Annotated in this window: 15 protein-coding genes; 2 read left to right on the top strand and 13 right to left on the bottom strand. The window is 39.4% G+C overall.

Going from position 1 to position 14,502, the window contains the following annotated elements; genetic code table 11:
• Positions 1–100: 100 nt before the first annotated feature.
• The 11 genes from panB to rpoZ all read right to left on the bottom strand — a co-directional run bounded on the left by panB (position 101) and on the right by rpoZ (position 9,475).
• The gene (gene panB, locus J7R12_RS04355; protein ID WP_126602992.1) at positions 101–916 is read right to left on the bottom strand and encodes a 3-methyl-2-oxobutanoate hydroxymethyltransferase; all 816 of its coding nucleotides are present in this window, start codon (positions 914–916) and stop codon (positions 101–103) included.
• A 4-nt stretch (positions 917–920) separates the two neighbouring features.
• On the bottom strand, positions 921–1,775 hold the full coding sequence (gene panC, locus J7R12_RS04350) for a pantoate--beta-alanine ligase (RefSeq protein ID WP_126602990.1): 855 nt from the start codon (positions 1,773–1,775) through the stop codon (positions 921–923).
• A 35-nt stretch (positions 1,776–1,810) separates the two neighbouring features.
• The gene (gene recO, locus J7R12_RS04345) at positions 1,811–2,548 is read right to left on the bottom strand and encodes a DNA repair protein RecO (RefSeq protein ID WP_126602988.1); all 738 of its coding nucleotides are present in this window, start codon (positions 2,546–2,548) and stop codon (positions 1,811–1,813) included.
• 1 nt (position 2,549) lies between these two features.
• The gene (gene era, locus J7R12_RS04340; protein WP_126602986.1) at positions 2,550–3,455 is read right to left on the bottom strand and encodes a GTPase Era; all 906 of its coding nucleotides are present in this window, start codon (positions 3,453–3,455) and stop codon (positions 2,550–2,552) included.
• The gene (rnc, locus tag J7R12_RS04335; protein ID WP_126602984.1) at positions 3,448–4,155 is read right to left on the bottom strand and encodes a ribonuclease III; all 708 of its coding nucleotides are present in this window, start codon (positions 4,153–4,155) and stop codon (positions 3,448–3,450) included. Before rnc ends, era begins: the two co-directional genes overlap by 8 nt.
• Positions 4,136–4,948 carry a signal peptidase I gene (gene lepB, locus J7R12_RS04330; RefSeq protein ID WP_126602982.1) on the bottom strand — a complete coding sequence of 271 codons (813 nt, stop codon included), beginning with the start codon at positions 4,946–4,948 and terminating at the stop codon, positions 4,136–4,138. The genes rnc and lepB overlap by 20 nt, the downstream gene beginning before the upstream one ends.
• 86 nt (positions 4,949–5,034) lie before the next feature.
• On the bottom strand, positions 5,035–5,436 hold the full coding sequence (acpS, locus tag J7R12_RS04325; protein ID WP_126602980.1) for a holo-ACP synthase: 402 nt from the start codon (positions 5,434–5,436) through the stop codon (positions 5,035–5,037).
• Positions 5,433–6,035, bottom strand: a complete 603-nt coding sequence (locus J7R12_RS04320; RefSeq protein WP_126602978.1) for a DUF2062 domain-containing protein — start codon at positions 6,033–6,035, stop codon at positions 5,433–5,435. The genes acpS and J7R12_RS04320 overlap by 4 nt, the downstream gene beginning before the upstream one ends.
• Before the next feature lie 90 nt (positions 6,036–6,125).
• A complete protein-coding gene (gene pyrE, locus J7R12_RS04315) occupies positions 6,126–6,704 on the bottom strand; it encodes an orotate phosphoribosyltransferase (RefSeq protein ID WP_126604022.1) in 579 nt (192 codons plus the stop codon).
• 16 nt (positions 6,705–6,720) lie between these two features.
• Positions 6,721–8,946, bottom strand: a complete 2,226-nt coding sequence (locus tag J7R12_RS04310) for a RelA/SpoT family protein (RefSeq protein WP_126602976.1) — start codon at positions 8,944–8,946, stop codon at positions 6,721–6,723.
• Between the two features lie 130 nt (positions 8,947–9,076).
• The gene (gene rpoZ / locus J7R12_RS04305) at positions 9,077–9,475 is read right to left on the bottom strand and encodes a DNA-directed RNA polymerase subunit omega (protein ID WP_126602974.1); all 399 of its coding nucleotides are present in this window, start codon (positions 9,473–9,475) and stop codon (positions 9,077–9,079) included.
• Positions 9,476–10,038: 563 nt separating this feature from the next.
• On the opposite strand from rpoZ, the gene J7R12_RS04300 reads away from it, so the two are divergent.
• Complete coding sequence (locus J7R12_RS04300) at positions 10,039–10,707, top strand: uracil-DNA glycosylase (protein ID WP_126604021.1); 669 nt, start codon at positions 10,039–10,041, stop codon at positions 10,705–10,707.
• A 41-nt stretch (positions 10,708–10,748) separates the two neighbouring features.
• Here the strand turns inward: J7R12_RS04300 and smpB are convergent, their stop codons facing one another.
• The gene (gene smpB / locus J7R12_RS04295; RefSeq protein ID WP_126602972.1) at positions 10,749–11,225 is read right to left on the bottom strand and encodes an SsrA-binding protein SmpB; all 477 of its coding nucleotides are present in this window, start codon (positions 11,223–11,225) and stop codon (positions 10,749–10,751) included.
• A gap of 15 nt (positions 11,226–11,240) precedes the next feature.
• The gene (gene dapA, locus J7R12_RS04290; RefSeq protein WP_126602970.1) at positions 11,241–12,125 is read right to left on the bottom strand and encodes a 4-hydroxy-tetrahydrodipicolinate synthase; all 885 of its coding nucleotides are present in this window, start codon (positions 12,123–12,125) and stop codon (positions 11,241–11,243) included.
• A 247-nt stretch (positions 12,126–12,372) separates the two neighbouring features.
• Here dapA and J7R12_RS04285 point away from each other — a divergent pair, with 247 nt between their 5' ends.
• Positions 12,373–14,487 (top strand): lytic transglycosylase domain-containing protein, encoded by a 2,115-nt coding sequence (locus J7R12_RS04285; RefSeq protein WP_126602968.1) that lies wholly within the window; start codon positions 12,373–12,375, stop codon positions 14,485–14,487.
• Positions 14,488–14,502 lie beyond the last annotated feature (15 nt).

Genomic DNA, 14,502 nt, shown 5'->3' with positions numbered 1-14,502 from the left:
AATTGAATACGAACAAAAGACATATGAAAGAATACACGTTAATTTTGCAAGGTTTTAACAACAAATAATCTCTTGTAAAACCTTTTTATGAAAGTGGATTTTATTTAAGTTTATAAACTTCTGCATCAGCTGGAAAAACACGTGATTTGACATCTTCTGCATAACTCTTGATTGCGGTCTCCATTGCTTGCTCAAGAGCACCATAACGACGTACGAATTTAGGTACCCAAGCGCCATAACCCAACATATCTTCCATTACCAATATCTGCCCATCACATTGACTAGATGCTCCAATGCCAATAGTCGGAATAGAAAGCATCTCCGTAAGCTTTACTGCTAATGGTTCTACGACTCCTTCTACAACAACAGCAAAGGCACCTGCTTTTTCAACCGCTGCTGCGTCTTCTTCAATCTGTTGCCAATTCCTTTCATCACGTCCTTGCGTCTTAAAACCACCAAAACGATTTACTGCCTGTGGTGTAAGACCAATATGGCTCATAACGGGAATACCGCGTTTACACAAAAAATCAATCGTTTCTGCCATATAAACACCACCTTCAAGCTTAATTGCACCACACCCCGTTTCTGCAAGAATATGTGACGCATTAGAAAAAGCTTGTTCTGGACTTTCTTCATAAGAACCAAAAGGCATATCAACAACCACTAATGCCTTCTTAGACCCGCGCATCACTGCCTGCCCATGCAAAATCATCATATCCACACTCACAGGGAGTGTTGTCTCAAACCCATGCACAACCATACCAACGCTATCACCGACCAAAAGCAAATCGCAATATAGATCAGCAATTCGCGCACTATAAGCTTGATAAGCTGTTAAAGACACAATCGGTTCTTGTCCTTTTCTTAACCTTATATCAGAAGCAGTCATACGTTTTATGATTTTCTGTGCACTCATCTTTTCAGCCTTTCTCTTGCAAGATATATTGATCCAGAAGTCTCACCTCACCAAAACGGACAGTGAGTAATAAAACCGCAGGTTTTTCTAACTTCCCCTTCACTACCGACAAAGTTTCCATGTCCCGTAAATCTATTGATTCAATAATCGCGCGCGATTCCTGCTGTAAAATATTGCGAACAGTTTTACATAATTTATCAACCGATCGTTCACCTTGATGATAAAGCCTTTCCGCAGCTTTACCGCTTTCAGGAATAATTTTTGCAGCTTGGCGATCTTCTAAGGTTAAAAGCTGATTCCGTGAAGAACTCGCCACTCCATCTGCTTCACGTAAAATAGGGACTCCAATAATTTCAATAGGAAAAGCCAAATCTTCAACCATACGACGAATGATCAAAATTTGTTGAAAATCTTTTTCCCCAAAAAAAGCCTTATCTGGCTGCACAATATTAAAAAGTTTAGCAACGATACTCGTTACACCACAAAAATGTCCTGGACGTAATTTTCCCATCAAAATACGTGATAATTTTTCTACTTTCACAATTGTGTCATTTCCCTGTGGCCACATTTCTTCCACAGAAGGTGCAAAAACATATTCAACACCTGCTTTTTTCAACAAAGTACAATCACTCATCAAATCTCTTGGATATTGATCAAAATTCTCATTGGGGCCAAATTGCTTTGGATTGACAAAAATAGAAACCAATATGCGATCACACATAGCCCTTGCTTCCTGCACTAATGCAAGATGACCTTTATGCAGTGCTCCCATGGTTGGCACAAAACCAATAGAGTGCCCTAAACGCCTTTCTTCTGCAAGAAAGCAGCGTACCTCGGCAATTGTTTTCACGATTTTCATCTTCACATTCTCTTCATTTTATCAAATCCGCACATTCATGTTTGCATACGAAATCGCCGTTCAAACAATTGTATCAAATTCATGCGCACCGATGGTTGCTTCATATCTCGTGGTTCCCAAACATGACGCATTAAAAAAAAACCCGTTAAAATAAAACCATTTAATATGTCATTAAAATCAACAGGACGAGCTGTTCTTTGCACGAGAAACTGTGGTAGAATTAAAAGCTTTTCTTTCCAAGGAGAGCCAGCTTCTTCGCATACAGCACGTCCTGATTTTGGTGATACATAACAGAGCCTTTCCTGACGACCTGTTGCAGCACAACGAGATAAATCGAGTCCAAAGCCCAGTTCTTCAAGAAGCCGCATTTCAAAACGCACAAGTAATTCAGCGTTCACAAACGTTTCTTCAAAATTTTGCATAAAAAGATGTAAAATATCATATAAAATGGGATGCGGATCACGCTCAGGAAGAAGACGCAAATGAAAAGCTATTAACTGCAAAGCATAAAGTGCATCCGGTAAGATTATTAATCGCGCAGCATGTAAGTCAAGCGCTTCAACCCGAAAAAGCCCCAAATGTTCATCTAAACGCGCCCACCATTCGGCTTCAACAAAATTTCCAGGTTGCAGAAGAGCCGCCATACGACGAGATCGCCCTCCTTTTACCACCCCCATATAGCGGCCATGCAGACGTGTCATAATTTCAAGAATAACACTTGTTTCACCATATTGGCGTGTACCAAGGATAATGGCCTGCTCTTTCCATTTCATTTTATTTTAAAAAATCTAATCCCATTTCGCGGTAACGTTCTGGATCAGTATCCCAATTATCACGCACTTTTACAAAGAGAAAAAGATGAACCTTCTGGTCCATAATTTCCATTAATTCCTTACGTGCTGCCTGACCAATCGCTTTAATTGTATCCCCTTTTGCTCCTAAAACAATTTTTTTCTGACTCTCACGCTCTACATAAATAACTTGATTAATTTTAACTGAACCATCCGAACGCTCTTCCCAGTTTTCTGTTTCAACTGTTGAGGAATAAGGCAGTTCATCATGGAGGCGAAGAAAAAGTTTTTCACGCGTAATTTCAGCAGCGAGATAACGCATAGGCATATCTGAAATTTGATCCTCCGGATAATACCATGGCCCCTCCTGCATCATTGCACTTAATCCATGAAGCAAATCCTTGCAACCAGAACCGTTTAAAGCTGAAATCATAAATGTCTGCACAAATGGCACACGCTCATTAATTTGAGTGGTTAATGCTAAAAGGGATGACTTAACAACTGTATCAACTTTATTAAGAACAAGAATCTTATCCTGTTTAATATTTTTTACAATATCTAACATCTTATAGACATCATCTGAAAGACCACTTTGAACATCAATCAAAACTAAAAGAATATCAGCACTCTTAGCGCTCCCCCAAGCAGCAGACACCATTGCGCGTTCTAATCTCTTATGAGGATGAAAAACACCTGGTGTGTCAATCAACACAATTTGCGTATTATCATGAATGACAATACCACGGATTAAAGTGCGTGTTGTTTGTACTTTATGCGTTACGATTGAAACCTTTGTTCCCACCAACTGATTAACTAATGTTGACTTGCCAGCATTCGGCATCCCAATAAGCACGACAAAACCAGAACGCGTTTTAATAACGTCATCCATGATCACTTTTTCCTATTGCTTTCCATATACCCTCTCGTCGTAAAATCTTCTCAGCTGCCATTCTCTCAGCATACCTTTTAGAACTGCCCTGCCCGATCTCTGGAGCAAAACCAGAAATGCTTACTTCTACCATAAAAACAGGATCATGATCTGGACCAGAACGTTTTATAACCCGATAATATGGTTGGGCGTTGCTCTGTATATGAGCCCATTCCTGTAACGCCGTCTTTGCATCACGTCGACCAGCATCCATTTGTTGGGCCCGTTCTTTCCAATATCTTTGAATAAAAGGCCGAACACTCTCCAGTCCTCCCTCTAGATACATCACAGCAATCAAAGCTTCTATCACATCAGCATGCATATTGATGAGTCGACGCCCCTCGAAGTTTTTCATCTCAAAACCAACACGAATCATATCAGGCAAACCCATTTCTTGCGCAATATCGGCACATGTCTGCGCATTGACCAGACCATTTAAACGTACCGATAATTCACCTTCACTTGCCTGCGGAAAAAATTGATACAGCATCTCTGCAATCAAAAGTCCTAGAACCCGATCACCTAAAAATTCCAGTCTTTCATAATTCCCTTGTTCCGAATCTTGTACACTCGAATGTGTTAATGCTCTTTTTAATTTCTCTTCATTTCTAAAACGATGCCCCGTCAGTTTTTCAAGCTGGTCAATTACTGGACGATTCATCATTGATTCCTTGCTTAACAAGCGGCAAATCATGAACAGTATTGATAAAAGAAAACAAACGACTCCAACGCACATCAAATGGCCAGCGCCAAATCTGCCAAGCACTTGAACCATTACTGATAGAGAAAAAAATCACACTCGCTCGACCAATAAGATTTTCTTCTGGAACATAGCCTACATCCAGACGGCTATCATCTGAATTATCACGGTTATCACCCATCATAAAATAATGCCCTAGTGGAACTTCAAAGACTTTTGTGTCATCAACTTGCGGAATAAAAGCTAAATCAAGTGTATCGTAGCGAACACCATTAGGCATTGTTTCGCGATACACATCAACAGGGTCATTAACCTCTGTTATATCAGAATTATCAATCTTCCCCATAAAATGACGTGGAACAGCTTTATCATTAATATAAAGAACACTTTGACGAACTTGTATACGATCACCTGGTAGCCCAACAACACGTTTTATATAGTCAATATCCGGATTGCTCGGTAAACGAAAAACGACAACATCTCCACGCTTCGGCTGAGATGCCCAAATGCGTCCCGAAAAAAGAGGAGGAGAAAAGGGTATGGAAAAACGAGAATACCCATAGGCATATTTGGAAACAAATAGATAATCTCCTACAAGTAAAGTAGGACGCATTGAACCAGAAGGAATACTAAAAGGCTGGAAAAAAAATGTACGAATAAGTGCTGCTAAAAACAGAGCTTGTATCAAAACCAAAATAAATTCAAGAATTCCGCCTTTTTCTTTCTTTTTATGCATTTTTTCTTTCTGAACCATTACAGACTACCTTCCCATGACAGATATAATTCATTTTTTATCATAATGTCCAAATAACAAAAGCACAATCTCCCACGATATCTATTCTATCCACGCGGAAATGCTTCGATAATAACAAATGCCTGCGCCCAAGGAAAATCATCTGTTATGCTCAGATGAATGACAGCTTCATAATGTGGAGGCAATAACTTTTGTAACTGTATTTGCGCACGATTTGTGAGTTTCATGATTGGTTTACCAGACGGTAAGTTGATCACTCCCATATCTTTCCAACCCACACCACAGGCAATTCCAGTCCCCAAAGCCTTAGCACATGCTTCTTTAGCAGCAAATCTTTTGGCATAAGAAGAAGATCTTTTGGAGAGATTTTCAGATTTGTTCTGCTCAATATCAGTAAAAATACGTTGAATAAAACGATCCCCATAACGAATCAACATTCTCTCGATGCGTCTTATATCAATGAGATCATTTCCAAGACCAATGATCATAAGATATTACCCGATTTTTTTTGCCATAAGCGCTTTTTTTTAATAATCTTTTGATATCGTTTTTGTTGAAAGCGGGCAATTGCTCTGTAAACACCTATATAAGATAAGCTGCCAAAAATAAAACCTAAAAGGATACCACCTAAAATCATTGGTCTCATGATTGAGTCCCATGTCCCCTTAAAAAGCAGAGATATATTTGACAGTGTCAAACCCTCAAACAAAATACGAATTTGAGAAAGAGAAATCTCATCTACATTACTAAAAAGCGATAAACACAAATAGCCTACCTTATAATCAGCCATAACAATCAGCAAAAATGTAAGTGGGTTGGAAAAAACCGTCCCGATAATCGCTGCAGCAAAATTTCCGCGTAAAATCCAAGAAAAAAATATCGCCAAAATAACATGCATCCCCAAAAGAGGCGAACAAGCTAAAAAAATACCGATAGAAAACCCCAACGCAACTTTATGTGGCGTTGCTGAGATACGCAAAATACGTTTATGTATGTAGCAAAATGAGCGAGAGAATGAACGACGTGGCCATAACCAAAGTCGAATACGCTTTACAAAATCTACTGGTTCTCTACGACGAAAAAGCATTTAACTCTCTATATACATCTCGTAACAATGAAGTAATTCATATGGTTCAAATTAATTTCTCCAAGATTTTGTAAAAAAATAGAAAGACAATTAAATATTTCTACTTCCTGGCTTAACCGCTGGTAGCATGGCAAGTTCAGCAGGAAGTGCATCACTAGCATAAGATGCTACCTCGTATTCAGCAAGCGCAATCAACGGAACCCCAACATCAACCTTACCGCCAGAACGATCAAGGATACATGCACTCGCCAATACATCTGCTCCTGCTGCAACCAGAGCCTCAACCGTCTCACGAATGGAAAGGCCTGTTGTTACAATATCTTCAACAATCACAACACGTGCACCCTGCTTGATTTCAAAACGACGCAATTCAAATATACCATTTACACGTTCTACCCAAAGAGAAGGAATACCAAGGTGACGCGCAGTTTCGTACGAAGGAATAAGCCCACCAATTGCTGGACCAACCACATAATCAATTTTTCCCTCAACAGATTTTTTGATTTTTTCAGCCAACCCACGACATAACTTCTCTGTCAAGTCAGCATGCATGAATACCTTCGCCTTCTGCATATAAGTAGCGCTATGGCGGCCTGATGTCAAAATAAAATGCCCTTCCAAAATAGCATCTGCTTGTTTAAAAATATCAATCACATCTTGTGTATTCATCATTGAATCTCTCTTTTTACCCATGAACCCGCCGTACTGCACTAACCGAACCTGCTTCTTTTAACTGAGAAAAAATACGATTCAAATGTTTTAAATCCCAAACTTCTAGATCAATCACAATTTCTGTAAAATCTGGTGCTGTACGAATAAAAGATAAATTTTGAATATTGGCATCATTGGCAGAAATCACTTGTGTAATTTCTGCCAAAGAGCCAGGACTATTAACAGCCAAAATATTAATTCGAGCAGGAAAACGTTCACTCATTTGGGCATCAATATCCCAGCGGACATCAATCCATCGTTCTGGCTGATCATCATAGGCCATCAACGCCGAAGACTGTATCGGATAAATAACGATTCCCGCTCCTGGTTGCATAATACCAACAATCCGATCTCCCGGTACTGCTCCTTCAGGAGAAAACCGTACAGGAATATCTCCACCGGTTCCTCGGATAGGTAATGCTTTGGATTGATGCTTCTGCGCAGTTGCATCCTTTTCATTTTCTGGAACTTTAAAAATCATCCCTTGAGCATTTTCAATGTTAAACCAACCTTCTTCACCAGGCTTAAAAGATGACTTTTGTACAACACGGTGATCTTGATAATCAGGATAAATCGCTTTAACTACATCAGCGGAAAGCAATTCACCACGTCCAACAGCAGCCAATACATCTTCAACATCTTTACGTGCCAAACGTGGCAAAACTTGCTTAAGAGCATCTTTTGAAAATTGCTTTCCCATATATTCAAATGAACGCTCGAGGATACGATATCCCAAACCAGAATATTGCTTACGTACCGCCGCACGGGTTGCTCGACGAATGGCTGAGCGCGCTTTACCTGTCACAACAAGGAATTCCCAAGCTGCTGGCGGGATTTGAGCTTGTGAACGTATGATATCAACTTCGTCACCATTTTTTAATTTGGTCATTAAAGGCATAATACGACCATTGATTTTTACCCCTACACAAGAATTACCAATGTCCGTATGAACGGCATAAGCAAAATCGATAGGGGTCGCGCCTTTTGGAAAGGCAATCAATCGACCTTTTGGAGTAAAACAAAAAACTTGATCTTGAAAAAGCTCAAGTTTTGTATGTTCTAAAAACTCTTCTGGATTATCCCCATCTGACAAAGATTGAATCGTTTGACGCAACCATGCATAGGCATTTGTTTCGTTTGACAACTTCAAAGTTGAATAATTGGAGCCATGATCTTTATAAATAGAATGTGCCGCAACGCCATATTCAGCAATTTCATCCATAGCAGCCGTTCTAATCTGCAGTTCTACACGTTGCCGCGAAGGACCTACAATCGTCGTATGAATGGAACGATAATCATTTTGCTTTGGTATAGAAATATAATCTTTAAAACGACCAGGTACCATTGGCCAAGTTGTATGAATGATACCAAGAGCACGATAACAATCATTCACTGTTTCAACAATAACACGAAACCCAAAAATATCAGACAATTGTTCAAACGATAATGCCTTACTTTCCATTTTGCGAAAAACTGAATAGGATTTTTTCTGACGACTTTTAACATCTGCTTTAATGCCATGTTCAAAAAAAAGTTTTGCCAGTTCATTTTCAATCCTAGAAAGCACATCACGATTGCGCTTTGATAATTCAGAAAGTCGATTGGTTATCGTACGATAACCTTCTGGATTCAAATAAAAGAAAGAGAGATCTTCTAATTCTTCGCGCATATCTTGCATACCCATACGACCTGCAAGTGGCGCATAAATATCCATTGTTTCCTCAGCAATTCGCCGACGCTTATCATCACGCATAACACCAAGAGTGCGCATATTATGGAGACGGTCAGCAAGCTTGACTAAAAGAACACGAACATCATCAGAAATAGCAATAAGAAGTTTGCGAAGGTTCTCTGCCTGTACTGCTTTCTTCGATACAAGATCAAGTTTATTAAGTTTTGTGAGCCCTTCAACTAACTTGCCAATTTCAGATCCAAAAAGCTGGTCAATCTCCGCTCGTGTAGCGCTTGTATCTTCAATCGTATCATGCAAAAGAGCAACGGCAATTGTCGCTTCATCTAACCGCATATCTGTTAAAATAGCAGCAACTTCTAAGGGATGAGAAAAATAAAGATCTCCGGAAGCACGCTTTTGATGACCATGCTTTTGCATTGCATAATTATAGGCCCTATTTAACAGAGCTTCATCCACGTCAGACTTGTAACGTTGAACACGCTCAACAAGCTCACACTGACGCATCATACGAGCATATCCTTTATCTTTTCACAACTTAACCCTTATTGAACATGAACAATTCATCAATAAAAGACAAGAAAAACAACCGCTCCCGCATGACAATGTATATTTTCTCCAGAAATATAAATCGCTGCAATTAATAATCGTCACTTTTCTCCGGAACGACTAAACCTTCAATACCAGCTAAAAGCTCTTCTTCTGACATATAATCAAATGAACAGCTCTCTTCTTCTGACGATGCTCCAAAAACATTTTCAGATTCACCTGAATGAGAAATAAACTCACTTGCCATTTCTGGTTCATCCACTTCCACATGCTTTTGCAATGAATGAATAAGATCTTCTTTCAAATCAGCAGGCGATAATGTTTCCTCAGCTATTTCACGCAAAGCAACAACTGGATTTTTATCATTATCACGATCAACTGTGATCTGCGCACCCTGTGAAATTTGACGCGCTCGATGCCCAGCTAAAAGCACCAACTCAAAGCGGTTATCGACTTTATCAATACAATCTTCTACCGTTACGCGGGCCATTTATATCTCTTTCTTAAAGCTTAAAAAATTTTATAATAGGTGTTAGAGTATATACAATAATCAAAATAAAACACAAGAAAAACAACACAAGCTTTGTTTTTTTGCTCAAAAAGCTTATTAAAAGAATCTTAGAATCTTCATAAAAGCGCATAACCTCTTCCAATTCGTTTCCAACGCTCTTCTAAAAGAAAAGCTTTAAAAGTGTCGGTTTCAAACAAAAACTATACTTACTTGATAAATTGACTCTCTACTCTAGCAACTTCATCCTTTGAAATTATAGCAATCATTCCAATTTATTCATTTTTTTGTAATAACGACAATCTCATGCACAGTATGTATGGTAAGGAATTTTATTCCATAGCGCCTCTCTTCATTCCTCTTTTATTCACCTCATAAATTACTAAAAGATTTGCTCCTTTATGAAAAAGAATTTGCAATCATTTTATGTTAAACTCTGTTATCAAATAGCCCATTTTTATTTATCAAGGTTGTTTACAAAAATATAATTCGTCATACACCTCATAAACAACTCAAAAGAATTTTTATAAGAATAATTAATGCCTATGAATAACCAATTAACATCGCTTTGTCCTGAACCACCGCAAAACTGCAATTTATGCCCACGCTTAAACAAGTTCATTTCTGACTGGCGTATAAAAGAACCAAGTTGGTATAATGCACCGGTGCGACCATTCTTTCCCTATAAAGGTGCAACCACAACACGTCTTCTCATTGTTGGTCTTGCTCCTGGGTTACGCGGAGCAAATCGAACTGGACGCCCATTCACTGGTGATTATGCTGGGCACTTACTTTATTCCACTCTAAAAAAATTTGGTTTTGCCCAAGGCACCTTTGAAGAAAGAGCAGACGACACTCTTGAATTGATTGATGTCGCAATTGTCAACTCAGTTCGTTGTGTTCCGCCAGAAAACAAACCCACTGGTGCAGAAATCAACACTTGCCGATATTTCTTTTCCCCTCTTTTAACAAATCTTCCCAAACTTAAAGCTGTTATCACCCTCGGCACTATTGCACATCATTCAACTCTACGCGCCCTCAATGCAAAAATTTTAGCCCATCCTTTCGGACATGGAAAAATAAATGATATCGGAAGATTACGTGTCTTTTCAAGCTATCACTGTTCACGCTATAATACCAACACTGGACGCTTAACGGATGTTATGTTCCATGAAATTTTTGAAGCTGCAAAAACATATCTTGATCAATGTTGAAATCTCTCAGAACTATGACAAAGATATAGAAACCAATTTTGTCATCCATATTTTTTTAAAAGCCGTGCTTTTTCGCGTCCCCAATCACGTTTCTTTTCCGTTTCGCGTTTATCATGAAGCTTTTTCCCGCGTGCTAGAGCAATTTCCAACTTAGCACATCCTCTTTCATTAAAATACAGTTTAAGGGGGACTATTGTCATTCCCTCCCGAGAAGTCGCATTAAAAAATCGTGCCATTTCACGTTTTGAAATTAATAATTTACGCAAACGACGCGGCTCATGATTAAAACGATTAGCTTGCGTGTATTCAGGAATATAACTATTTACAAGCCATAATTCCCCATTTTCAAAGCTAGCATAACTTTCAGCAATATTGGCCTGATTGGAACGCAACGACTTCACTTCCGCACCATGAAGTACCAAACCCGCCTCAAGATTATCGAGAATTTCATAATTAAAACGGGCTTTACGATTGTCAGCAATTATTTTTCGTACTGGCACGTTTTTCTTTTTGTTCATGGCTACTCTACCATTTTATTCTTTAAGCAGACCAGCATGGCATAGAGCCGCATCAATGATCTTTTTTGTGGTATCTTTTAGTGGAACAATTGGAGAACGGACAATATCGTTACAAAACCCTAATTTTGCAGCAGCATATTTAATACCTGCAGGACTGGGTTCAATAAATACTGCACGATTGAGAGGCATCAGACGGTCATTTAATTTGAGGGCTGTTTTATAATCACCGCGCAAACAAGCCCCCTGAAGCTCCGCACAGAGTTTGGGGGCAACATTGGAAGAAACCGAAATACATCCTACACCTCCATGTGCATTAAAACCTAATGCTGTACAATCATCACCAGAAAGCTGCACAAAATCCTTGCCACACTTTTCACGTTGTTCACTCACACGCTCAATCCTGCTCGTTGCATCTTTAACACCAATGATATTTTTAAAATCCCGACAAAGATCTCTCATAGTTTCCACAGCCATATCGATCACAGAACGACCAGGAATATTATAGATTATAATAGGAATAGAAATAGCTTTCGCAATGGAAGAAAAATGCGTATATAAACCAGACTGATTAGGTCTATTATAATAGGGAGTAACTACCAAGACTGCATCTGCACCTGCCTTTTGCGCATGTTGTGCAAGCTCTACAGCCTCACTTGTACTATTGGATCCTGCTCCAGCAACAACAGGAACACGCTTAGCAACCTGCTCTACACACAATTCTATAAGCTTCTTATGCTCTTCATGGCTTAAAGTTGGTGTTTCACCTGTAGTTCCAACAGGGCTTACACCGTTAATACCTTGTGCAATCTGCCACTCAACAAAATTGCAAAACGCTTTCTCATCAATAGCGCCTTCATCATCAAACGGTGTGATAAGCGCGGTAACAGCTCCCTTGAGCATGATAAACTCCCTGTAATGTTCTCTTTATTTTTTTATGGCCTTTATAGATTAGCAATAATAGAGCATAGTCCTGCTCTATTATTGAAGCAAGATGAATTTCACGATAGTTCTCATAAGATTTAGCATATATCTTCTTCAATTTTGCATATTTCTTTAAAGTATCAGCCCACATTAACCCGTTTTTCACGCTTGTGTTCTAGAAATTCTTGAGTGTTTTCAAAAAGCAAGGTCTCAAGGTTTTTTCTCTATGCGCCCACTTTCTGTCTCTTTTTTTGTGCAAATCTTTACTGTACTTATACTGGCAACAACAATCTTATTTTCAAGTGCATGTGCACAAACACACCTTTTGCCTAGAAATGCGCCAATTCCTCTAGCGCGCCCTCTTCCCTTTGTCACAAAAAAAGAAGCTCAGGAATCTCTTAAACAGGTTTATCAAGCACCCCACAGCTCTCCTACACTGCTTAATAATAATGTTTCTCTTAAATACCTTAAAGCTGGTTTAGAGGCACTTTTAAACAACGATATTGCAAAAACAATAAGCGTTCGTAATTCAATGGAAAAAAATAGCCTTGATTATCATATTTTGACATGGGCGATCGGCATATCAAGCCAAGCCAATGTCCCAAGTTCTGAAATATTCAATGCAATCAACGAGCTAAAAGGATGGCCCGGTATAGATATTATGCAATGTAATGCGGAGCGTGCTTTTATCAATGAAACCAATTCCACACATGTAATTATCCAAAAATTTGCTCATCATCCCCCTTTAACAGCACAAGGTATGGCTCTCTTTGCGAAAGCACTTATCGCAACAGGACAAACCATCCGTGCCCATCAAATTATTGCACCATGGTGGCATAAAACAAAGCTCAATGCGAAAGAAGAAGGGCTTATTCTTAAAAATGCAAGTGCTGCATTAAAACCTATTGATCATCTAAAACGCATGCAATTCATGCTTTATGCACATCACTTTGATTCAGCAGAGCGCGTTGCAAAATTGGCTCATGCTCAATCTCTTTTTAATGCTTTTGTCGCCGTTGAAAGAAATGATCCTAAAGCCGCACAAAAATTACGGGCCGTGGAGAGATCATGGCAAAAAGATCCTCTCTTACAATTCGCTCGAATTCGCTATCTTCGGCGAACTGGACAATATAATGAAGCCGCGACACTTCTGATGAGCACACCAAGAGATGTCTTAAGACTTATAAACCCTCCTGCATTGTGGAAAGAGCAACGTGCCCTTTCTCGCGAAATGCTTGATTTAAACAAACCTAAAATTGCTTATCAACTCGTTTCCACACACACTGGTATGCCATCTTTATTGGCAGTCGATGCGGAATTTCATGCAGGATGGTATGCGCTACGGTTTCTTCATGCCCCTAAATCGGCAATGCACCATTTTTCGCGTATTCCCCAATTATCTTCTGCACCTCTTTCTGCATCCCGTGGATATTATTGGATGGGACGAGCAGCAGAAACTCTAGGTGAACGTAAAAGTGCCCAAAATTATTTTCATCGTGCTGCTCATTTTGGTACAACTTATTATGGCCAATTAGCAGCTGCACGACTTAACAAAAAAAAACTCAACTTTCTTTTTCCTAAACCAACAGCCCTTGAACGACAACGTTTTAGTGCACGCAACGCCATTAAAGCAATTCAACGCCTTGAAGCAGCAGGTTATGCTCAGTTAGCTAAAATTTTTTATAGAGAACTCGGCAAAAAAATAGAAAGCCCTGGGGAATTAGCTCTTCTGGCAGTGATGGCAGAAAAGAATGGAGACTATTATACCAGTCTCAAAATCGGAAAAACTGCTGTTTTTCAAGGTAAAAATGTCGGTGCACTTTCCCATCCTATAGGTGCTATACCAACATCTGCCAACGTATCAGCCGCAGGACAAGCACTTGTTTATGCTATAGCACGCCAAGAAAGTGAATTTAACCCGACAGCTATATCAAAAGCAGGCGCACGAGGCATCCTCCAACTTCTGCCTACGACAGCCAAAACACTTGCAAAGAAATATTCAATTGCATGGTCACCCCAAAAACTGAGCAGCGATGCCAGCTATAACGCTACATTGGGTGCCTATTTTCTCAGTGAACAATTGGAACGTTTTAATGGATCCTATATCTTGACTCTTATTGGGTATAATGCAGGCTCCCGTCGTGTCAATGAATGGATAAAACGTTATGGAGATCCTCGAGGGCAATCTCTTGATGAAGTCATCGATTGGATTGAACGCATTCCCTATACAGAAACACGTAATTACGTGATGCGTGTTATGGAGAATTATGGCGTTTATAAAGCAAGACTTACTGGAAAAACAGATATGAAAGCTGATCTTCTTTACGGTCGATGGAAGTAATATAATGATCTCCTG

This window comes from Bartonella vinsonii subsp. vinsonii, from assembly GCF_902825235.1.
GTDB classification, from domain to species: Bacteria; Pseudomonadota; Alphaproteobacteria; order Rhizobiales; family Rhizobiaceae; genus Bartonella; species Bartonella vinsonii.
The sequence above is the reverse complement of the archived record's forward strand: the minus strand, read 5'-3'. Positions and strand labels throughout refer to the sequence as shown.

Bases quoted from the DNA above. Each gene is read 5' to 3' on its own strand.
- panB (WP_126602992.1), bottom strand. From the start codon at position 916: ATGAGTGCACAGAAAATCATAAAACGTATGACTGCTTCTGATATAAGG.
- panC (WP_126602990.1), bottom strand. From the start codon at position 1,775: ATGAAAATCGTGAAAACAATTGCCGAGGTACGCTGCTTTCTTGCAGAA.
- recO (WP_126602988.1), bottom strand. From the start codon at position 2,548: ATGAAATGGAAAGAGCAGGCCATTATCCTTGGTACACGCCAATATGGT.
- era (WP_126602986.1), bottom strand. From the start codon at position 3,455: ATGGATGACGTTATTAAAACGCGTTCTGGTTTTGTCGTGCTTATTGGG.
- rnc (WP_126602984.1), bottom strand. From the start codon at position 4,155: ATGAATCGTCCAGTAATTGACCAGCTTGAAAAACTGACGGGGCATCGT.
- lepB (WP_126602982.1), bottom strand. From the start codon at position 4,948: ATGGTTCAGAAAGAAAAAATGCATAAAAAGAAAGAAAAAGGCGGAATT.
- acpS (WP_126602980.1), bottom strand. From the start codon at position 5,436: ATGATCATTGGTCTTGGAAATGATCTCATTGATATAAGACGCATCGAG.
- J7R12_RS04320 (WP_126602978.1), bottom strand. From the start codon at position 6,035: ATGCTTTTTCGTCGTAGAGAACCAGTAGATTTTGTAAAGCGTATTCGA.
- pyrE (WP_126604022.1), bottom strand. From the start codon at position 6,704: ATGAATACACAAGATGTGATTGATATTTTTAAACAAGCAGATGCTATT.
- J7R12_RS04310 (WP_126602976.1), bottom strand. From the start codon at position 8,946: ATGATGCGTCAGTGTGAGCTTGTTGAGCGTGTTCAACGTTACAAGTCT.
- rpoZ (WP_126602974.1), bottom strand. From the start codon at position 9,475: ATGGCCCGCGTAACGGTAGAAGATTGTATTGATAAAGTCGATAACCGC.
- J7R12_RS04300 (WP_126604021.1), top strand. From the start codon at position 10,039: ATGAATAACCAATTAACATCGCTTTGTCCTGAACCACCGCAAAACTGC.
- smpB (WP_126602972.1), bottom strand. From the start codon at position 11,225: ATGAACAAAAAGAAAAACGTGCCAGTACGAAAAATAATTGCTGACAAT.
- dapA (WP_126602970.1), bottom strand. From the start codon at position 12,125: ATGCTCAAGGGAGCTGTTACCGCGCTTATCACACCGTTTGATGATGAA.
- J7R12_RS04285 (WP_126602968.1), top strand. From the start codon at position 12,373: ATGCGCCCACTTTCTGTCTCTTTTTTTGTGCAAATCTTTACTGTACTT.